General features: G+C 56.5%; 13 protein-coding genes and 2 pseudogenes. 4 read left to right on the top strand and 11 right to left on the bottom strand.

Annotated features, from left to right (window positions below; translation table 11 throughout):
- Positions 1 to 153: 153 nt before the first annotated feature.
- From CAUR_RS10650 to uvrC, 5 genes are all read right to left on the bottom strand, one after another.
- Positions 154 to 1,191 carry a sigma-70 family RNA polymerase sigma factor gene (locus CAUR_RS10650; protein ID WP_012257903.1) on the bottom strand — a complete coding sequence of 346 codons (1,038 nt, stop codon included), beginning with the start codon at positions 1,189 to 1,191 and terminating at the stop codon, positions 154 to 156.
- A gap of 236 nt (positions 1,192 to 1,427) precedes the next feature.
- On the bottom strand, positions 1,428 to 2,345 hold the full coding sequence (locus CAUR_RS10645; protein WP_012257902.1) for a pseudouridine-5'-phosphate glycosidase: 918 nt from the start codon (positions 2,343 to 2,345) through the stop codon (positions 1,428 to 1,430).
- Positions 2,346 to 2,401: 56 nt separating this feature from the next.
- Complete coding sequence (locus CAUR_RS10640; RefSeq protein ID WP_012257901.1) at positions 2,402 to 3,571, bottom strand: DUF58 domain-containing protein; 1,170 nt, start codon at positions 3,569 to 3,571, stop codon at positions 2,402 to 2,404.
- A 7-nt stretch (positions 3,572 to 3,578) separates the two neighbouring features.
- The gene (locus CAUR_RS10635) at positions 3,579 to 5,186 is read right to left on the bottom strand and encodes a propionyl-CoA carboxylase (protein ID WP_012257900.1); all 1,608 of its coding nucleotides are present in this window, start codon (positions 5,184 to 5,186) and stop codon (positions 3,579 to 3,581) included.
- 16 nt (positions 5,187 to 5,202) lie between these two features.
- Positions 5,203 to 7,158, bottom strand: a complete 1,956-nt coding sequence (gene uvrC, locus CAUR_RS10630; RefSeq protein ID WP_012257899.1) for an excinuclease ABC subunit UvrC — start codon at positions 7,156 to 7,158, stop codon at positions 5,203 to 5,205.
- A 358-nt stretch (positions 7,159 to 7,516) separates the two neighbouring features.
- Between uvrC and CAUR_RS10625 the strand changes: the two genes are divergently transcribed.
- The gene (locus tag CAUR_RS10625) at positions 7,517 to 8,548 is read left to right on the top strand and encodes a metallophosphoesterase (protein ID WP_015909160.1); all 1,032 of its coding nucleotides are present in this window, start codon (positions 7,517 to 7,519) and stop codon (positions 8,546 to 8,548) included.
- A 1,106-nt stretch (positions 8,549 to 9,654) separates the two neighbouring features.
- Positions 9,655 to 10,716 (top strand): annotated as a pseudogene (locus tag CAUR_RS10620) (IS630 family transposase).
- A 101-nt stretch (positions 10,717 to 10,817) separates the two neighbouring features.
- Here the strand turns inward: CAUR_RS10620 and CAUR_RS10615 are convergent.
- The 6 genes and pseudogenes from CAUR_RS10615 to argS form a co-directional block, all read right to left on the bottom strand.
- Entirely contained in the window at positions 10,818 to 11,996 is a 1,179-nt protein-coding gene (locus CAUR_RS10615; RefSeq protein WP_012257896.1) for a Fic family protein, read from the bottom strand.
- 8 nt (positions 11,997 to 12,004) lie between these two features.
- Positions 12,005 to 12,142, bottom strand: a pseudogene (locus CAUR_RS10610) (JAB domain-containing protein); the annotation flags it as partial.
- A 382-nt stretch (positions 12,143 to 12,524) separates the two neighbouring features.
- Positions 12,525 to 12,695 (bottom strand): hypothetical protein, encoded by a 171-nt coding sequence (locus tag CAUR_RS21550; RefSeq protein WP_015909159.1) that lies wholly within the window; start codon positions 12,693 to 12,695, stop codon positions 12,525 to 12,527.
- 80 nt (positions 12,696 to 12,775) lie between these two features.
- A complete protein-coding gene (locus CAUR_RS10600) occupies positions 12,776 to 13,582 on the bottom strand; it encodes an HAD-IIA family hydrolase (RefSeq protein ID WP_015909158.1) in 807 nt (268 codons plus the stop codon).
- Between the two features lie 310 nt (positions 13,583 to 13,892).
- Positions 13,893 to 15,599, bottom strand: a complete 1,707-nt coding sequence (locus tag CAUR_RS10595; protein WP_012257894.1) for a DUF262 domain-containing protein — start codon at positions 15,597 to 15,599, stop codon at positions 13,893 to 13,895.
- 96 nt (positions 15,600 to 15,695) lie between these two features.
- Positions 15,696 to 17,420 carry an arginine--tRNA ligase gene (gene argS / locus CAUR_RS10590; protein WP_012257893.1) on the bottom strand — a complete coding sequence of 575 codons (1,725 nt, stop codon included), beginning with the start codon at positions 17,418 to 17,420 and terminating at the stop codon, positions 15,696 to 15,698.
- 1,060 nt (positions 17,421 to 18,480) lie between these two features.
- On the opposite strand from argS, the gene CAUR_RS10585 reads away from it, so the two are divergent.
- Together CAUR_RS10585 and CAUR_RS10580 are read left to right on the top strand one after the other, a co-directional pair.
- Positions 18,481 to 19,500: a LacI family DNA-binding transcriptional regulator gene (locus CAUR_RS10585; protein ID WP_242604906.1), complete on the top strand. Its 1,020-nt coding sequence runs from the start codon at positions 18,481 to 18,483 to the stop codon at positions 19,498 to 19,500.
- Positions 19,501 to 19,657: 157 nt separating this feature from the next.
- Positions 19,658 to 20,995, top strand: a complete 1,338-nt coding sequence (locus tag CAUR_RS10580; protein ID WP_012257891.1) for an ABC transporter substrate-binding protein — start codon at positions 19,658 to 19,660, stop codon at positions 20,993 to 20,995.
- Positions 20,996 to 21,001 lie beyond the last annotated feature (6 nt).

Raw genomic sequence — 21,001 nt, 5'->3', positions numbered from 1 at the left:
TCACCACGATACGGGCCGTCTGGCGGGCACGGACGGTGTCAGCGATAGTAAAACGTGCGTTTGGGCAATACCGGGGAAATCCCATCCCAAACGCACGTCAGGTATCGTTGTGTGGCTACGGCCAGACAGGTTGGCGAACAGAGTCTTGTGCAACTACTCCAGATAATCGCGGAGATGCTGCCCGACTTCAGGACTACGCAAGCGCCGCAGAGCCTCGGCTTCAATCTGCCGTGCCCGTTCGCGCGTCATACCGAGCACACGCCCTACCTCTTCGAGCGTCCGACGCCGGCCATCAACCAGACCGTAGCGCAAATCGATGATCCGGCGTTCCCGATCATTGAGGCGGTCAAGGGCAGCACACAGATCGCGGCGCAGCAGCTTTTGAGCCGCCATTTCTCCCGGTGTCGGCAGTTCTTCATCGGTCAGAAAATCGCCAAGTGTGTGCTCACCTTCATCGCCGACCGGTGTTTCCAGCGAAACCGGACGACGCGCCGCTTCGAGAATGCGCTGAATACGCTCAACCGGCTGGCCAAGCGCCATTGCAATCTCTTCCGCCGTCGGCTGACGTTCGAGCGATTGCGCCAGACGTTCGGCGATTCGCTTCACCTGCCCAACCGACTCGCTCATATGCACCGGCAACCGGATTGTCCGCCCCTGTTCGGCAATCGCCCGCGTCACCGCCTGGCGAATCCACCAGGTTGCGTATGTGCTGAAGCGATTACCCTTATGGTAATCGAACTTCTCCACCGCACGCATCAGACCGATATTACCTTCCTGGATCAGGTCAAGCAGCGCAAGACCGCGCCCGACATACTTCTTGGCAATGCTCACGACCAGGCGCAAATTGGCCTGGATGAGATGGCGGCGTGCCTCTTCACCCTGCTGAACTGCCTGAAGGAGTTCGTAGCGTTCTCGCGGCGTCAGGTCGGTCGCTGTAGCAAGCTGGGCTTCAGCCTCATTACCGCGTTCAATACGCTCGGCCAACTCGATCTCTTCAGCAGCGGTCAGAAGAGAGACGCGGCCAATCTCTTGCAGGTAATGCTGAACAGCGTCAAGGGTTGGCTCTACCTGCTCGATATCGCTCAGATCGGGAGAGAGAATCTCTTCTTCGTGCCCGAAACGTTCATCACGCTCGTGCGTGTGCAGTGATACTTCTTCTTTTTCCCAGGTTGACAATCGACGCTTGAGCATTGGCGGGCACTCCTGCCTAACTATGCAGCTATGACAAGACACAACAAAAATCCCTCCGCTCACGCGGAGAATGCCTACAGAGGCGCCCAGCACGTAACGAAACGGGGTAACGTGTGAGGTTTCAACCGTCGAGGATGTGACGGTGCAAGCTGTTACATCTGATAACAGCGATAGTTAGTATAAAAGCAATAACGCAATTTGTCAAGTACTTTGCACACGGTTTGTTCACCCAGGTTTCAACCCAATTCACTGATCCGAACCGCAACTTCAGCGGCTACACGGGTATTGTTTCGCAGCAAAGCGATGTTAGTCTCGATACTCTCGCCGCTGGTCTCTTCGGCCATTGCTGCCAGGAGAAACGGCGTGACTGCCGGCCCACGCACACCTTCTGCCTCAGCACGAGCCAATGCCCGACCAATCGCGGCTTCGACAGCCTCTCGTTCCAGGGCATGGCGTTCTGGTGGGGGGACGCAGAGCAGCATACCGCCAGGAGCAGCAAATGTGTGGTAACGGCGCTGAATACGCCACATTCGGGCGGCTGCCAGCGCATCAGCCGCCACAGCCGCTACTGTCAGGCCGCTATGGGGTGTGTAAAAGGCCGGGAATTCTACCGTCTGGTAGCCAACCACCGGTACGCCCTGAGTCTCCAGGTATTCGAGCGTCGCCGGCAGGTCGAGGATTGCCTTCGCACCAGCACACACAACCAGCACAGGTGTACGACCCAATTCGGTCAGATCGGCACTCACATCCCAGCTATGGGTTGCGCCACGATGAACGCCGCCAATCCCACCGGTAGCGAAGACCTCAATCCCAGCCGCAGCCGCGAGCGCCATCGTTGCCGCCACTGTTGTGGCGCCATCGGCGTGATCGACAATTGCCGCACCAATATCACGCCGACTCAACTTGCGCACCCGATCACCACCAACCGCCAGCCGTTCCAGCTCATTGCCATTCAGACCAATGACCGGCACTCCTTCGATCAGACCGATAGTCGCCGGTACCGCACCCGCAGCACGCACTTCGGCTTCCAGACCCTCCGCTACGGCCAGGTTGTGGGGGTAGGGAAGGCCGTGGCTAATTAATGTGCTCTCCAGCGCAACCACTGCCCGCCCTTCTTCGAGCGCAGTGGTAACTTCTTCAGCAATGCGCAGCATAGCAATGTCTCCTCATTATGTACTGCACCGGCATAAACGACAGCGTTTATTACTTTTCACGCACAAGGAATAATCGCACCTGTACGATCTATTTGCAACGTGACGATACCATACTGTTGGGCCTGGAGAAGATCGCTCAGAAACGGATCGGTCAGGACCAATACCACTTTCATTGCACGTTGACGGATAGTCACCAGAGTCGTCAGGATTTGGGTGCTCAGGGCACCGGTGATCAGAACCAGGGTTGCGCCGGGACGTAGGATAGGCTCGCCCGTTATTACCTCTTCGATCAGTGGCACGTCTGTCGCCGGTTCGAGCCGACCGAGGCGAACCAATAGTTCGCGCAGATGTTCAATGCCGGTCGCAGGCAACAACGTGATGCCAGCTTTGCGGTGTAACGGATCGTAGCCGTTGCTGCACAAGCCAACTGCCTGACGCCGCTGGATAAGCGTGGAAGCCAGGGAAGCTGTGGCAACAACTGCCCGTTCACGATTGTCGTAGGCAAACCGCCCCGGATACTCAGCCTCGGCAAAAGCCAGCACGATCAGGGTTTCACGGGCAATGGTAGGGGTCAATTCACGTACCTGAAGATCACCGAGACGTGCGCTTGTTTTCCAGTCGATCCGTCGCGGCGGATCGCCCACCTGATAGGTACGAACGCCAGTTTTCTGAGTAGCGTCCTCGAACAGACTCAGGTGATAGCGCTCCTGACTGTAAGGGAGAGCTGCGATCAGATGAAGCAAGCGCAACGAAACGACTGCCGGGGTGACAGTGATTGGTGTTGGTTGCTGTTCAGTAAGCTGAATCTCATTCTGCTCAAACACCGAGCCAATCCGCAGGCTGAGTGGCCCCAACCAGTAGAGACCACGCTGACGGCATTGAATCGGGTAGCGCAGGGTATGCCTCTGGCCGGGCCAGAGGCTCAGCACCCATTCCCGGCGGGGGACATTACCTAGCATAACCGGAATGTCCTCCCGCACCACCAGGTATGGTAACGGCAACCAGCCACGGTAGGTCACGTGAATCTCGACCTCGGCTACCTCATCGGGTGCCAGCGCCAGAGGTGCACACCGTTGCCAGGTGATCTGGTTACGGGCAATGCGTGGCCAGAACCAGCCTATGACCTGGAGACCTATCAGGGTGTAGGCCACAAAGCCAACGACCGGCTGCGGATCAAATATCAGCCAGATCACGGCAATTCCGGTCACGATGCGTAAAGGTGTCATGGCAGACCTACATGCGAAAGACGCCGAAACGGGTCGGTTGCACCGGCGCTTCGGCGGCAGCCGCCAGTCCCAACGCCAGCACGCGCCGCGTCTCTACCGGGTCAATCACTCCGTCATCCCAGAGCCGGGCACTGGCATAATACGGATGCCCCTCCTGCTCATATTTAGCCAGAATCGGCGCCATGAAGCGTTCTTGCTCTTCAGGGGTCATGTCCTGACCACGAGCACGCAGATTGTCACGTCGGATAGTGAGGAGGACATTCGCAGCCTGCGTTCCACCCATCACGCTAATGCGCGCGTTCGGCCACATCCAGAGCTGGCGGGGCTGATAAGCGCGCCCGCACATACCATAATTACCGGCACCAAAGCTACCGCCGATAATCACGGTAAACTTTGGCACATTCGCACAACTGACAGCCGTCACCAATTTAGCGCCATCTTTCGCGATACCGCCATTCTCATACTGCTTGCCGACCATAAAGCCGGTGATGTTTTGCAGGAAGACAAGTGGAATATTGCGCGCACAACACAGCTCGATAAAATGAGCACCCTTGAGAGCACTTTCGCTGAAGAGAATGCCGTTGTTGGCGAGAATCCCAACCGGGAAGCCCTCGATATGGGCAAAGCCGCAAACCAGCGTGGTGCCGTAGCGCGTCTTGAATTCGTGCAAGCGGCTGCCATCCACAATCCGGGCAATTACTTCGCGCACATCGTAGCTCTGGCGAAAATCGCGCGGTAGGATGCCATAGATTTCCCGTGGATCGTAACGCGGCGGCTCCGGATCACGCAATTCCCAATTTGCTCGCTGGCGCGGCCCCAAATGGGCAACGATGTCGCGGACAATCGCCAACGCCTCGCGATCATCGTTGGCAAAATAGTCGGCCACCCCAGAGATACGGGTATGAACATCGGCCCCACCCAGTTCTTCAGCAGTTACCTCTTCGCCGGTAGCTGCCTTGACCAGCGGTGGCCCACCGAGAAAGATGGTGCCATTGCCCTTCACAATCACGACTTCATCACTCATGGCCGGGACGTAAGCCCCACCGGCGGTACAACTGCCCATCACACAGGCAATTTGGGGAATGCCTTCGGCTGACATCTGGGCCTGGTTGTAAAAGATGCGACCGAAATGGTCGCGGTCGGGGAAGACCTCGCTTTGCAGCGGGAGATAGGCTCCGCCACTATCAACCAGATAGATGCAGGGCAGGCGGTTTTCGCGGGCAATCTCCTGGGCCCGGAGGTGCTTTTTCACCGTCAGTGGGAAATAGGTGCCGCCCTTCACAGTGGCATCATTGGCGATAATCATCACCGGGCGCCCGGCTACGCGGCCAATCCCGCAAACGATGCCGGCGGCAGGCACCTCTTCATCGTAGACGTTGTAGGCAGCCAGCGCACCGATCTCAAGAAAGGAACTATCAGGATCGATCAATGTATCAATCCGGTCACGCACAAAGAGCTTGCCGCGTTCTTCGTGCCGACGACGCTGTTCAGCACCGCCACCCTGGCGAATCTGGGCCAGGCGTTCGCGGAGATCGGCAGCCAGTGACTGATGATAGGCAAAGTTGGCCTGAAAATCGGGGCTGTTGGGTTGGATATGCGAATGGATAATTGACATTGCTCTTCTCCGACAACTACAGCAAACTCTTCAGCTCTTCGGCAGCCTTGCGCGTCATGCCCGGCACGGCAGCAAGCTCATCGATACTGGCCTGACGAATGGCGTCAAGAGAGCCAAAAGCCTTCAGCAGGGCACGCTTCCGTTTGGGGCCGATACCGGGAATATCTTCCAGGGATGAACGAAGGGTCGCTTTGCTACGTAGCTTGCGGTGATAGGTTATGGCAAAACGATGAGCCTCTTCATCAATCCGCTGGATCAGGGCCAGGGCTTTGCTATCACGGGCCAGCACTAGCGGCTCGCAATCGAGCCGAATCAGATCGAAACGATTGCGATCAGGGCCTTTGGCAACCCCAACCACCGGAATCTGGGTAAATCCCAGGTCGCGGAGGGCCGCCGACGCAGCGGCAACCTGCGCCTGCCCACCGTCAACCAACAGCAGATCGGGCAACTCAGCCCAACTCTCCAGGGCCTGTTGATCGGTATTGCCCGTCTCAGAGGTCTTATTGTCGTCATCGGCAACCATCCCGGTGACGGTTTGGGTCTCGCCAAGTGCCTCAGCCGCCCGCCGGAAACGACGGCTGATCACTTCGTGCAACGAAGCAACGTCATTGGCGCCACTCACCGTCTTGATCTTGAAGCGACGGTAATGGGCCGGACGGGGTGATCCGCGCTCGAACACCACCATACTGGCAACTGAGTGTTGTCCCTGAATATTCGACACATCGTAGCACTCAATGCGGTGGGGCAGGGCGGGCAGCTCAAGCAGATCGCGCAACTCGCTGAGCGCAGCAACAGCACGTTGCTCGGAATTGAGCCACTGTTCGCGAATTTCGCGCAGCTTCTGACGTGCGTTGTTGGCAGCCAGCTCAACCAGTTGTCGCTTCTCACCCCGGCGGGGCACCGTAATTTCGACCCGATGGCCGCTTTTCTGTTGGAGCCACGACGCGATTATCATTGGCTCCTCAACATGATCGGCCAGTAACAGGTTGGGTGGAATGTTGGGGGCATCCTGGTAAAACTGAGTGAGAAATGAGGTCAGCAACGCTTCATCACTCTCGCCTTCGGTGCCCTGGAGGGTAAACGGTTCGGCATTGATAAGTTTACCGCCCCGGATGAAGAGCACCTGCACCACCGCACTGCCCTCTTCGCGGGCAAACGCGATCACATCTTGATCAGTGTCAACCGTGCGTAAAACCTGCTGGCGTTCGGAAATCTTCTCGATAGCCTGAATGCGATCACGCAGGTATGCGGCACGCTCGAACTCAAGCTGTTCAGCGGCCTGCTCCATCTGGGCACGTAACTCGCGCACGATTTGATCGCTCTTGCCTTCGAGGAAGCGACAGACGGCGTCAATCGCCTGCCGATAGGCTTCTTTTGTCACCAGACCGGGCACACATGGGCCTAGACAGCGCCGCATCTGGTAGTAGAGGCAGGGCTTGCCCAGTTTACGGTGACGGTTGAATTTGTCGTCTTTACACTCGTAGGGCGGGCGAAAGGCAAAGAGCCGATTGAGAACATCGAGCGCCTGATAGACGGAACCGGGACTGGCGTAGGGGCCAAAATAGCGTGCGCCATCGTTGAGCACCTGACGGGTAGCGAAGACACGCGGCCAATCTTCGTTGACCGTTACCTTGATGTAGGGATAGGTCTTATCGTCTTTGAGCAAAATATTATACGGAGGGCGATGCTGTTTAATCAGGTTCATCTCGAGCAGCAACGCCTCTAATTCACTTTGAGTGACGATAATGTCAAAATCGGCAATATGGCTAACCAGCCGCCGGGTTTTGCCGCTCAGGCTGCGCGGTGAACCGAAATACGAACGCATGCGGTCGCGCAGCCGTTTACTCTTGCCCACGTAGAGCAGACGGCCATTGGCGTCTTTCCAGAGATAGACGCCGGGCTGGTCGGGTACCAATCGCAGCCGTTCGAGAAAGGCCGTGTGATCGCGGATGGCAGTATGACTAAGATCCATAGCGCCCGGATGTTACCTCATCATCGTTGAAGGTCGGCATGTTGTGTATCTTTACCATGATTTTGACAGGTATCTCAATCATATCATACCGGTGATGGTAGTAGTAAAGAAATCGTCGCGTCGCCGCAGTGACGCCATCTATCGGTGAGAGCGATTATACCGCGGCGCATGCTGACAATGATGAGAGAGATGAGTGACCGGATAACAGGTTGGTTACTCTGTTCAGGTATTATTCATCTTAATGGTATATTGTCAATGGCGAGGGGGAGAGAGTACGCAGGATGGGCTGCCAATGCAAGAGATGCCTGTCCTGCGTCCTCTTTGTACGACAGATTCGTCGTCGACTCAAGGATGTGCTATGACAACCACGCTACCATCAATTCGCAAGCAGCGAGATCGGCAACCACGCCTGCGTTATTCACCGCGCTGGATTGGGGCAGGGCTGGCCGGGAGCGTCCTGGCGGGTGTAGCCGGTTTCTACGGTGGATTACCGATCACGCTCGCGCTGGCGGGCGCAGGTGCAATGAGTGCAGGCTATGCCCTTACCATCGAACCCCGGCGGATCCGGCTGACGGTGAAAGACCTGTCTTTTGAGCACCTGCCATCTGGGTTGGATGGTTTGACTATCGGGCAGTTGAGTGATCTGCATCTTGGTCATCGCTACAGTTTCACAAACGCGCATCAGGCGATTGATCAACTGCTGGCGACACAGCCCGAAATCATTGTATTGACCGGCGATCTGGTGCAAACGCGCGCCGCGATCAGTCGGTTGCCTGATGTGCTGCGTCGATTGCATGCCCCGCTTGGGGTTTACGCCGTACCTGGCAATCACGATTATTGGGAAGGGATGCCGCATATTGCGACCATGTTACGCGAACACGGCATTCAGTTGCTGATCAACCGCCATCGCCTGATCGAGCGTCAGGGCGCTCGTCTGTTGCTGGCCGGGGTTGATGACCACTGGGATGGCAGTCCCGATCTGGAATTGGCAGTAGGTGGCGCCCCAGCCCACGACTTCCGCATCCTGCTCGCTCACTGTCCCGATATTGCCGATGAAGCCGCCACAGCCGGCTTTCATCTCCAGCTCTCCGGCCATACCCACGGCGGCCACGTGCGATTGCCTGGTTTAGGGCCGCTCTGCCTGCCACGCCACGGATGGCGCTACGACATGGGACATTTTCAGGTTGGTTCGATGCACCTGTTTGTCAGTCGTGGGATCAGCGGCCTGCCGCTCCGCCTCGGTTGTCCACCCGAAGTCAATCTGTTCCAGTTGCGTCGGATCGCCGCCGAAACTGGCGACGCACAAAGCGCCACATTGCGCGCACACGGCGATCACGGCGAAGCAGCCAGATTCCAACGACCATCAGCGGGATCGCCGGCCAGAGATTAACCGGCGACGTACCGTGGCGAAAGGCGGGCAGATTGGCAACCAGCCAGATACACAGGGCGCCCAAATAGCCGGCGATACCGGCTTTGATCCCAACCAGCAGCGCCAGCGTCAACAATGCCAGTGGCCAGCCCGCCGGATGGTCGGGAATGTGACCGAACAGCAACGGCACGATCAACAATGCCACTCCAAGCGAGGCGAGGGCGATTGCCAACCGGCGACGAAGGCCGGTCGGTTGCTCGAAGACGAGTTCGTCGCGGTACGGCTGAGGTGGAGGCGGAACGAGTTCGAGCAGATTACCGGGTGATGCAAAATCGTAGGGTTGCACCTGCCAGGCCAGGGTCAGTCCTTCCTGGGCCGCTTGCGATGCCAGAGCGGCAAGATCAGGCCGTGTAGCAAGTGGAGGCGGGAGAGTCGCGAGATCGGCGGGCGCCGCCGGCAGATGCACGGCAAGGTCGAGCGGAATCGCAACTCGTTGCCGCACATGCAACGCGCACAACAAGCCATACACCTGGCGAGCGCGATACGGATCGATGAGCATGGCATCGCGCAGGGTGAGTGGGCCAAGAGCACGTTGGATCCATGCGGTCAATAATTCGTCGAGCAGGGCACGGCCATCGGGATCGAGCACCGTATCAAAATCGCCGGCCCGCAGACGGCCACGGATCGTTTCTGGCGACTGAGTACGGATCAGATCCAGGACATGGGTACGGTCGTAGATCACAATAGCCGGCTGAATCATACGCTTCTACCAGGCGCTTCTATGTAAAGCCAAAACGACATGCATGATATTCACGCTTTTGTCGTTTCGTGTCAAATCGGTATCGAGCGATCACAGTACATGCGCAGGGGCGACATACGTCCGGTACCGGGCATGGGAGTGCGGAAGTATGGACTCCGCACCCTGCGCGGTGCTGTGCCTATACGAAGAACGAGTGGAGTTCCCGGTAGGATTCGATCTGAAACCGGTTCCAGCGCAGTGAGGCGGCTAGTACTTTACCACAGTGATTTCTGGGGTCTCCTCCTCTCTGCAAATCCCAGGAGAGAAGGAGACCATACCCAGGCCAAAGAAACACCTGGCTCAGTTGACCGAGGAACAACGTACATAGTTGCACGACCTGCTCAGAAAAGGAGAAGCAAGAGCCCGAATGCTCACCCTAGCCCGCATTCTGTTGCTCTCGGTGGAAGGGAAATCAGACGACGTCATCACCGATGCCCTGAACGTTTCCACAAACCATTCGGAACATCCGCCGGCGGTTCGCCGAAGCGGGGATGGCGACTGCTTTGACCGAGCGCCCTCGTCCAGGAGGACATCCCATATTGGACGGAAAACAGGAAGTATGTCTGGTAGCGCTGGCCTGTAGTGACTCGCCAGAAGGGCGAGCGCACTGGACAATGCAGTTGCTAGCAGACAAACTGGTGGAATTGGGGTGGTGGATTCTATCTCTAACGAAACGGTTCGGCGGGTGGTAGACAAAACGACATTAAACCCTAAACCCTGGCAGAACAAGCACTGGTGCAGTGCGCAGGTGACCGCAGATGTCGTGTGGCGGATGGAAGATGTGCTAGACTCGTATACGGCGCCCGATGACCCGAAGTGTCCGGTCGTGTGGTTGGATGAACGGCCGGTGCAGGTGCGGAGCAATGTGCGGGAGCCACTGCCGATGGAACCAGGGCTGCCCCGACGAGTGGATTATGACTATGAACGAAACGGGACTTGCACCCTGGTTCTGGTGTTCCAGCCTTGAACAGGATGGCGGAACGCCACAGTGACCAAGCGCCGAACCAGTGCAGCATTTGCCTACCAGATGACATCGCTGGTCAATGACATCTTCCTAGAAACCGACGTCATCTGGGTGGTGCTGGATAATCTACACACCCATACACTGTCAGCTTTGTACCGGACCTTTCCACCCGAGAAAGCCCGACGGGTTGCCCGAACGCTGGAGTTTCATTACACGCCAAAGCACGGCAGTTGGCTGAAGATGGTAGAGCTTGAGTTCTCCATTCTGGTGCGCCAATGCCTGGATCGGCGGTTACCGGACAGAGAGCGTGTACGACGAGAAGTGGAAGCCTGGGTACAGGTGCGGAATGCTGCCAGAGCGACGGTGAATTGGCGCTTCACGACCGCAGATGCCCGAACCACGCTCCAGCGGCTATATCCACAATAATCCTTGTGGTTAAGTACTCCTGCATAGACTTGAACTTTAGTGCAATTGTCCTTCATAGATTTGCACTTTTGGGCCATGCAGTGCAAATCATCTCCAATGCCTCATGCCGGATTGTGAACGATGCGTAGAATTTCAGCAGCAATATACACTTTCCCATAGGTCACCTCGCCCTCCTGCTGCAAAATCCCTGCGCTCACCAATTTTTCCACGGTCTTTCTGGCACTGTGGTATGAGCCTACCTGCAACAGCCGCTGGACTTGCGGGATGGTAAGAATTGGACTGACAAAAAGTGCATCCACCAGCCGCAAGGTTAGCGCAGAGGTTCTTGCCTGGGATAGCCGCCGATGCCAGTCCTCTCGTAAGTCTTGCAACTCGCGGGTGCGTTGAACGGCGTCCCGAGCCTGCCCGGCGACACCACGAAGGAAAAAGAGCAGCCAGGTACGCCAGTCGCCTCGCTCGCTCACTCCCAACAGCAAGTCGTAATAGTCCTGCCGATAACGATACAGGTAGGCGCTCAGGTACAGCAACGGCAGCGGCAGCAACTGCCACTGGACGAGCAAGAGCGAGATGAGGAGACGTCCAATGCGTCCGTTGCCATCCACGAAGGGGTGGATGGCTTCAAATTGATAATGGACAAAGGCAAGGCGCACCAACGGCGGATAAACATCCTGGCTGTGCAGGTACTTTTCCAGCGCGTCCAGGCACTCGTACATTTGAGGCACCGGCGGCGGTACAAACGTTGCTTCGTTCAGCGTACATCCTGGCGACCCGATCCAGTTCTGGGTGCGGCGAAATTCGCCCGGTGTGGCGCGTTCGCCACGCACGCCGGCCAAAAGGCGTTCGTGCAATTCACGCATTAGGCGCAGGCTGACGGGCAGGGTCTCCAGGCGCTTCAAACCGTATTCCAGAGCGTTCACATAGTTGAGCACCTCGCGTATGTCCGCCTCCGGCGGTGCTTCCATGCCGGGCAAAGGCAATTGTCCTGCCTCATAGGCGTACAAATCTGCCAGGTCGGCCTGTGTCCCCTCAATGCGGGATGAAAGCACTGCCTCACGCCGCACAAACGGCCCAATGAGCAGATGGGGATTGGGAATGCTGCGTCCAAGACCGGCCAGTTCACTGATGGCACGGTCGGCCTCAGAAAGGACAGCAGTTACCTCCCAGTCTGCCAACAGGTGCGGAGGCAAGGGGTGGGGTACAAAAGCCCAATAAGCTGTCTCTCCCTCCCCAACGCGGATGACTTGCCCGGCAGTACTCTGACGAAAACGCTGTGGATCCATGAACAACCTCAGAAAATGGTCTGTCGCTGATATTTCTCGATCCATTCCTTATCAGGAAAACTGAAATAGCGTCCATCACCGATGATCAGATGGTCAAAGACGCGAATATCCATCGCCCGTCCAGCAATAACCAGGTCACGAGTAAGCAGTTTGACTTATGTCCAAACTCGGTGCAGTAGGGTACATTCATACGTGTTCTTGCGCCGCAGTAAACCCCAATGATTGACCGGCTGCACCACTTTTAAACATGAGACCGTTCGTTTTTCCCCCGCATGCTGAAACAGCTCGTCGGTTTCGGTATACTGATCGTCCAGTGGGGTATCCGGTTATCCGGTTGCCGCTGGTGGACGTTGTGCTGCATCGCCCGCCGGAGGGTGTGGACGGTAGTGCGGCTGCTCCCCACTTCCATTGCCAGCACCGTCGACAGTTCTCCTTTGCATACCCCCGCACGAGCAGAATCACCTGCGCCGGACGAAGCTGCTTCCCTTGAACGATCGTTCCTGTGTAGACGTTGTACACCCGGAGACACTAACGACAGCGATAGACCGTCACTCTACTCCGGCTGGTGCGCCGAAAGCGACGTGCCGCGTCGGCGCCACGCCCACAACCTGGGCATGTTAAACCGTTGGGATGGAAATAGTCCATCACCCACTGTTCACTGTGTTCCTCATCGAACAGGTCACTCAGCGGAAATGCCATGGCTCACCTGTGATACGACGGGTCTCATGCGAATATACTACATTGCACTGAGTTTGAACATGAGCCGACCAGACTTGATATCAAGATGTGCGCAAACTCGCCTGCCAGCGCTCGAGCAGTTCGGGCAGATCGGCGACAATCAGGTCGGGGCGGATGGGGCCGGTTGTCGCTTCAGCCAGCGTACTGACGCCGGTCAAGACCAAAACAGAAGGCATGTTTGCGGCGATTGCACCGGCAATATCGGTATCGAGCCGATCACCCACGACCAGCGTCTGCGCCGGCGTTGCGCCAAGCAAGGTGGCACCAATGAGAAACATGGTTGGCGACGGCTTGCCGATCACGAGCGGTGTAACATCGGTTGCCGCACTGAGTGCTGCGGCAACCGCACCGGCGCCGGGAATGAGACCCTCTTCGCTGGGAAAGGTGCGGTCGGGGTTGGTGGAAATGAAGCGTGCACCACGCCGGATATGCAGCGTTGCCCGCTTGAGGCGGTCATACGTCAGCGTAAAATCGGCCCCTTGCACGACCAGATCGGGGGATTGATCGTCTTCGACAAAGTAGCCATCAGCGAAGAGCGCTTCACGTAGCCCTTGCATCCCAACCACAAAGACGCGGGTACCGGCGGGGTACTGGTCGCGCAGATACCGAGCCGTCGCCTGCGCCGAGGTAATCACCCGATCCGCCGGCAGCGTAATCCCCATTGCTGCCAGCTTCGCCTCGTATTGCTGCGGTGTCATTGAGGCATTGTTGGTGGCACAGGCAAAGGCAATCTGCTGTTCGGTGAGAAACTGGAACAGATCGGAAACTCCCGGCAACGGCGTCTGCCCCCGGTACAGCACACCGTCCATATCGAACAGAACGGCGCGGATGGTATTGAAGGAGAACATCTTTAGCCTTTCCATGATAGCAGTGCGAGCATATTGGCGTCTCGCAAACCATCTCAGTTCAGAACAGAAGTTATCTCTTTGTTGAGCATATCGCAAGTATTGACCAACAGTCAATCGGCCGGATTGTCAATACCACGACATGCCAGAACCCTTGCAATTACGCGGAAGCTGTACACACTTCGTAACGACCGATAAACTGGCTCGTTATGGGCATGATGATGCGTGAGGAGCAGAGGCGGCAACCCGGATTTTGCACAACCAGACGCGCAGGGGAGAGATGCTGTAGAAGGATGGATTTGTGAAACAACATCTACAGATCGATGCGCCAGATTGCTGAGGCAAGCCTGGCCATCTCATGCTGTCGTGCAGCCAGGCGCTCTGGCGTCCACTCTTCTTCGTCGGCCAGTTTTTTCGTGAGGTGAAACTGACTATCCTTGTAAATAGCTCGCTTCTGCGCAAATGGTTTATTAGCGGCGTCTTTATTGCGACTACTCTCAAGCATCGTCATATTGCCCAAACGATAGATGAAGGAGTCTATATCGCGGTCACTAAAAGCATCCCATCCCGCATCGGGTGACTGCGGCAAAATATGTTCAATGGTATACGCAGGGGAGTCTTGATCAAACTCGATCCCACCAACCTGCCGCTCGAGCTTGCTCAGGATATATCGCACGATCCGCGCATTACGACTCTGGGTGGTTTTAATCGATTTCTCGGCAAAATCTGCCCGGAATGCAGCATCACTACGATAGATAGGATATAAGGCTTGCAACGCAAGGTGAACATTCGTTATCGTTCCCTCGTGAATCTTTTTCGCCACTTCGTGATATAGTCGCTCCTGTTCACCTGGATGCCGTGAACCAATGACATTGTAACGAAACGAGATAACGACCGTTGCTCGCAGCAACCTGGCAAAATCCTGTTCAGCAAACCGGCGTCTGGCCGCCATCAGCATCGGATAGGGCTGGCGTACCGAAAAAAGACGAAGCTCGCGAGCCGAGATCTTCCAATCGGAAGGCCAATCTGAACCCTCGGGTTGGGTGAGAGCAAGGTAGGTATCGACATCCTCGTCCATCTCGCGCAACAGCGTAAATACCGCTTCACGACTCTGGATGCGGCTGCGGATCGTCTTGAACAGCTCAGACTGGCGCGCAAAGCTATACCGACTGTTCCAATGCATCCGAAGAAAATCTGGAAAGCTCTCACTACCTAACCGACCAACCAGTCTTTCCCAACGGCGCTCCAACTCTTCTAATTCACCTGTCGCCTGTTGACCGCGAGCCAGGACGGAAAAGAGATAATTTTTGAGCAGATCGGTCGCCGATAAACGAACACCACGGGCATTGAGGGTCTCAAAAACACGGTACGCATTGAGTTCATCGGCTACCGTGATGACAGTGAAGAAGAGCTTATCACTCATCGTCTCAATAAACTGCGCCAAAGCACGGCCTTGATCGCTATCGGTTCTGGTATATTCATTGAGACGACGTTCAAACCATTCAAAAGCTTTCCGCATCGTCAACGTGGAAGCCGGAAACCCACGCTGCGGAAGCGGATCGGTCAGCGTAACCAGATAATCTCGATAATACGGATCGTTCTGCCGGTTGAGTGAGAGCTTGTTCTGCGTCATAAGTGTTACCGGATTGAGGTAACCGATATAACTGGCCCGTAACTGCGTCAGACGAATCTGATTGGCCTCGGCCTCAACACCGCTGCTGATGAGACGCTTGAGCAAGCGCATTGCCGCCAGAACGATCAGACTCAAGGTGGTGAGGCGCTGCTGACCATCGATAACCTCAAACACCCGATTGTCAACTGTCTGGAGTACCAGATAGCCCATGTAGTGGGCAGGTTCACCATCGGCAGGGAGGGTGCTCTGAATATCGAGCCACAGATCTTCCCACTCTTCCTCACCCCAGGAATAGTCGCGCTGGAACGGCGGTATACGGTAGGTAAGCCCGTTCCCCAAGAGCTGGCGGTAGGTTCGATTTTCTGTGCTGAAATTAGTTGCTGTCATACGCACCTCAAGCTCTGCCCGAGGGTTGGATATGTCGTAGCAAAGAGCACTCTCCAAACACCTGCCCGTACACCTGATCGCCAGCGTAGAACCTGCCTACATCCGTTCAGGTGCCTGAATACCCAGTAACGCCAGTCCATTCCGTAGTGCATTGGCGGTTGCCGACACCAATTGCAGACGCGCTGCCCGCAAGGCTGGAGTTTCAGCCCGCAACACCGGGCACTGCTCGAAGAAGATACCGAACTCGCGAGCGGTGGTGTAGCACCAGTCGGCAATCACGAAGGGAGCGTAGCGCGCACCAGCTTCGCGTACCGCTTCAGGCAGGCGCGCCAGATGGCGAACCAGACGTTGCTCGCTCGGATGGGTGAGCAGCCCTGGATCGACCTCAGTGCTCAGCATACCCTCTTCGGCGGCACGGCGCAGAATCGAGCGGCAGCGTGCGTGTGAATACTGGAGATACGCGGCACTATTCCCTTCAATCGATAGCATGCGATCCCAATCGAGCGTAATGTTGCGGCGAGGGTCCTGGTAGAGGTCGTTGTAAATCACTGCCCCAATACCCACTGCCTCAGCGATCTGTGCCCGTTCTTCCGGTGACAGGGTTGGGCTTTTTGCATCCACTAGTGCCCGGGCACGGGCCACAGCATCGTCGAGCAGTGATTCGAGGTAGACCATATTCCCTTTCTTGGTGGAAAGGGGCTGACCGTCGGGAGTGGTAATAACGCCAAATGGGACATGGATCAATTCAACATCGAGGGCATAACCCATTGCCCGCACAATCGCGAAGAGCTGTCGAAAATGCAGTTCCTGGCGGGCGTCGACCACATAAATGATGTGAGAGGGATTGAACTCTTGCAAACGAAATTTAATCGTCGCAATATCACGGGTGATGTAGACAGTACCACCATCGCTCCGCTGCACAATAAACCGGGGCAGCTTATCAAGTTCGGCGACAACCGCCCCATCAACATCACGAAACGCTGCGCCCGATTGAAGCGCTTCTTCGATCACCCCAGGCAGCATCGCTTCGTAGAAACTCTCGCCATAGGCGTAATCGAAACGGACACCCAGCCGGTCATAGTTGCGCTGGGCTGCCCGCATCGTCAGATCAACGCACCACTGCCACAGCTCACGGGCAGTTGGATCGCCCTGCTCCAGAGCCAGCGACCAGCGCCGGGCTTCGTCTTCAAGGGGCGGATTATCTTTCATCTCGGCGTTGTAGCGAGCGTACAGCGCCTCCAGTTCGGCCATCGCCGCTTCACCTTCGTTCTGCGGGCGACCATAGCGCTGCATGGCGGCCAGGATAATACCAAACTGCGTCCCCCAATCACCCAGGTGATTATCACCGATCACGCGATAACCGAGGGCGCGGAAAATATGCACTAACGCCTGCCCGATAATCGTTGAGCGGATATGACCGACGTGCATGCGCTTGGCGATGTTGGGTGATGAATAGTCGATAACCACCGTCCGGTTAGCACCATCGGCCACAGAGCCGTAGGCATCGCCGTATGTCTCAATCTCTGCCATCACGGCTGCGGCCAATCGCTGTGGGTGGAGCGTAAAATTCAGAAAAGCACCGGTAGCCGTCACCTCGCCAATCAGCGAATCGGGTGGCGGAACAATAGCCGTTGCCAGATCGGCAGCCAGACGCACCGGATCGACGCCGAGTGCCTTTGCCGCTTTGAAGGTCACAAATGTGCGATCAGCGGGAATGTTTGGTTTTGGTGTCGTAATTTCAATCAGATCAGCCGGTACTTTGCCGGTGGCGACAATAGCCGCTTGAATATCGCTAATAAATCGTTCGAGCGCGTAGCGCATACGTGTGCTCCTTGTATTGCTATGTCAAGCCTTAGTATACCGCATATCGTCGGGGACAGGCGTCGTAAGGAAGTATGGATTCCAGCAGCCACATGGGGAGATAGAGCCAGGTGACGACACCAGGATGCCCTCACCCCCAACCTCTGGCCTATGCATTACCCACATGTCACGCTGCGTTAGGCCGGGCTGCAAGCGCTCCCAGTGGCGGCTCCCCATGGCGCAGGCTTCCAGCCTGCGTGGATGCATCCTCGCCACCGCCGTCAGGTGCTGGCAGTGATCGCTGGTGCGCATGCACGAATCTGGTACAACTAAACTTCTACGCGCAGGTATCGCATGTATGCCTGACCGACTCGATGATCGAAACGATCACATCCGGCTTTGCCGTGACGAGGATGGGGAACGGCGGACCACGCGCCGGATCGTGAGCACGGCTGGCGCGGCAGCATGGCTGCCGCACTCCAAACCCTGCGACACGCACATGATGTGCATGTAAGGCAACCCATCCAGCACGTGATAGCACGGCTAGAGCTGCGCACACCGAGCCAGTTGCCCACAACAGCACCTATGGCGATGATCCCCGCTGATACGCACGTGGTTGACTCCAGTTGTGGGTAATGCATAGACCTCTGGCCGGGCGTCGGTAGAGCATGGTCATCGCCAGCAGGAGCACCGCTCCACCACGCGCCTGCACGTGAGCATGGCCGGCAAGGCAGCGTGACTTCCGCATTCCACGACGTGCGCATCAAGCAACCCGGCCTGGAACCAGGACCCACGCTGGTGTGTGTCCCACGGCGTGTGCAACAGCAACACTGATACTGCGTACCCACGTTCAAGAGCGGTATCGGCGTGATCGGTGGATAGCGTGCTATGACCATGCGCTGAAGCGAAACCACACGGCGCACTCATCCACCGGGAACAATCACACGGCGGGATGCAAACCATCGTCACACCCTGGTTCGCCAGATAATTCCCAGGCGAACGTTCGCTTTTTCCTCTTGACAAGTCACCAGGTGGGGTGTATGATAAAAGCGAACGTTCGCCTAGGAAACTTGTGATGCCTATGACAGCCTCGAAAGTCACGCTCAAAGATGTAGCGGCGCGCGCCGGTGTCAGTTATCAAACTGTGTCTAAGGTGCTGAACGGCGATATGCAGGTCGCGCCCGAAACGATGGAGCGGATTCAGGCGGCAGTTCAGGAATTAGGCTATCGGCCAAACCGCATTGCGCGCAACATGCGCGCCGGGCGTAGCTTTATGATTGGGTATTCGTGGACGCAAACCGAACCCGGTCAGGTCAACCACATTCTTGACCAGTTTCTGAGCAGTATGGTGCGTGAAGCGAGTGCGGTTGGCTATTACGTTTTGCCATTTCCATTTTCCGAAGGTAAATCGCAGATTGACTCGTACCGCGATTTGATCCGAAGCGGCAATGTAGACGGATTTGTTCTTTCGAGTGTGAATTATCACGATCCGCGGATTCAATATTTACTGAAACAAAAATTTCCCTTCGTCGCCTTCGGTCGCTCTAACCCGGAGTGGGATTTTGCCTGGGTAGATATTGACGGCGCTGCCGGGACGCGACAGGCTATCGAGTATCTGATCGGGCGTGGTCATCGGCGCATTGCTATCCTGGCCTGGCCGGAAGAATCACGGGTCGGTAATGACCGGTTGCAGGGATACCTTGACGCTATGCGCGCCGCAGAGATTGATATCGAACCAGGCTATCTGTTACGGGGGGAAGGAACGTTCGAGGTTGGACGGGCAATGACCCTGCATCTGCTAGAGTTGCCACCCGAACGACGACCGACGGCAATTATGGCGCTTAACGACACGATGGCAATTGGGGCAATGGCCGCAGCCCGTGAATGCGGTCTGGAGATTGGCACCGACCTGGCGATTATCGGTTTTGACGATGCACCTATGGTGCAATACCTGTTTCCTCCGCTCACCAGTGTGCGCCAACCGATTGCCGAGGCCGGTCATAAATGCGTTGAGCTGCTGGTATCACTAGTAGAAGGACGCCCAATCGAGCAACATCACATCTTACTATCACCATCCCTGATCATCCGCGCTTCTGCCTGACAACAATCGATAATGTTCGTTCCTGATCATCGGCTGGCGATGATCGGGTAGTGGGTTATTGTGCTACGCGAGGAGGGTAAAAAATGGTCTGAAATCGCATCATTTTTCACAATCTAATCAGTGCTGAATTCTCTATTCATTGGTGAAAGGAGTAGGTATGCATCGTCTGATCAAATTCCTCATCATTCTGACCGTGCTGGCATTGGGGTTGAGTGCCTGTGGTCAGACCACTACCCAGCAACCAACACCGGAGCCGCAAACCGTCCGCGAGACGGTGACAGTGCGTGAGACGGTGACAGTGCGCGAAACGGTCGTTGTCCCGGCAGAAAAGATCGAGGTGCGAGTGTCGGGGTGGGCTTCCAGCCCGGCTGAAACTGCCCAGCTTGAGTCGCTACTCTATCGCTTCTCGGTTGAAAATCCAGATATCCTTGTGAAGTACGAGCCAATCACCGGCGATTACAAGCAGGTATTGCTGACCTCGATTGCGTCCGGCACCGAACCAGACATCTTCTACGTCGATATCTTCTGGTGGCTGGAACTGGCTGCAAATGATGCCCTCTTACCACTCGATGACTTGATGGCAAGCAGTGGCGTCTCACGCGACGATTTCATCCCTTCACTGATCGATGCGTTCACCTACGAGGGTAAGACCTACGGCATTCCGAAGGACTTCAACACCCTTGGTATGTTCTACAACAAGGACCTCTTCGACAAAGCCGGTCTTGCCTATCCGACCGATGACTGGACATGGGACGATCTGCGTGAGGCAGCGGCAGCACTCACCGATTTGAGTGATCCGAACCGTCCAATTTATGGCTTCTGCACGCCACCCGATCCAGGTCGGTTCCCGGTCTTCGTCTTCCAGAACGGTGGCATGGTCATGAACAGTGACTACAGCGACACCATGCTCGACAGCGAGCCAGCGGTGAAGGCAGCCGAATTCTACACCTCGTTCCGCACGCAGAACATTGGTGCGCTGCCCTCGGATCTGGGTGAAGGCTGGCAGGGCACACTCTTTGGCAAGGGTCAGTGCGCCATGGTCTACGAAGGTGGCTGGCTGATCCCGTACCTGCGCGATCAGTTCCCCAACACCAAGTATGGCGTGGTCATGCCACCCGCCGGCCCTGGTGGTGAAGGCAATCTGATCTTCACCGTCGCCTGGGGTGTCTCGGCCAACACCAAGAACCCCGATGCAGCCTGGAAGGTGGTGAACTTCCTGACCAGCGAGGCCAGCCAGAAGACGGTGCTCGAAAGCGGGTTTGCGCTGCCGTCACGGCAATCGTTGCAGAATAGCGACTACCTGAAGAACAATCCCAACTCGGCTGCTATCTTCAACGGTTCGTTCTTCGGTGCACGACCCTTCTTCTGGGGTGCGGCTGGTTCAGATGTGAATGACCAGATGTCGAAGGCGCTGGAGCGCATCTTCAAGGAAAATCAGCCCGTTCCAGATGCAATGAAACAGGCGGCGGATGCGATCCGAGAAGCATTGCGGTAATTAAGA

The organism is Chloroflexus aurantiacus J-10-fl, from assembly GCF_000018865.1.
Taxonomy (GTDB): Bacteria; Chloroflexota; Chloroflexia; order Chloroflexales; family Chloroflexaceae; genus Chloroflexus; species Chloroflexus aurantiacus.
This window is presented reverse-complemented; position numbering and strand designations above follow the sequence as displayed.

Bases quoted from the DNA above. Each gene is read 5' to 3' on its own strand.
- CAUR_RS10650 (WP_012257903.1), bottom strand. From the start codon at position 1,191: ATGCTCAAGCGTCGATTGTCAACCTGGGAAAAAGAAGAAGTATCACTG.
- CAUR_RS10645 (WP_012257902.1), bottom strand. From the start codon at position 2,345: ATGCTGCGCATTGCTGAAGAAGTTACCACTGCGCTCGAAGAAGGGCGG.
- CAUR_RS10640 (WP_012257901.1), bottom strand. From the start codon at position 3,571: ATGACACCTTTACGCATCGTGACCGGAATTGCCGTGATCTGGCTGATA.
- CAUR_RS10635 (WP_012257900.1), bottom strand. From the start codon at position 5,186: ATGTCAATTATCCATTCGCATATCCAACCCAACAGCCCCGATTTTCAG.
- uvrC (WP_012257899.1), bottom strand. From the start codon at position 7,158: ATGGATCTTAGTCATACTGCCATCCGCGATCACACGGCCTTTCTCGAA.
- CAUR_RS10625 (WP_015909160.1), top strand. From the start codon at position 7,517: ATGACAACCACGCTACCATCAATTCGCAAGCAGCGAGATCGGCAACCA.
- CAUR_RS10615 (WP_012257896.1), bottom strand. From the start codon at position 11,996: ATGGATCCACAGCGTTTTCGTCAGAGTACTGCCGGGCAAGTCATCCGC.
- CAUR_RS21550 (WP_015909159.1), bottom strand. From the start codon at position 12,695: ATGGCATTTCCGCTGAGTGACCTGTTCGATGAGGAACACAGTGAACAG.
- CAUR_RS10600 (WP_015909158.1), bottom strand. From the start codon at position 13,582: ATGTTCTCCTTCAATACCATCCGCGCCGTTCTGTTCGATATGGACGGT.
- CAUR_RS10595 (WP_012257894.1), bottom strand. From the start codon at position 15,599: ATGACAGCAACTAATTTCAGCACAGAAAATCGAACCTACCGCCAGCTC.
- argS (WP_012257893.1), bottom strand. From the start codon at position 17,420: ATGCGCTACGCGCTCGAACGATTTATTAGCGATATTCAAGCGGCTATT.
- CAUR_RS10585 (WP_242604906.1), top strand. From the start codon at position 18,481: ATGACAGCCTCGAAAGTCACGCTCAAAGATGTAGCGGCGCGCGCCGGT.
- CAUR_RS10580 (WP_012257891.1), top strand. From the start codon at position 19,658: ATGCATCGTCTGATCAAATTCCTCATCATTCTGACCGTGCTGGCATTG.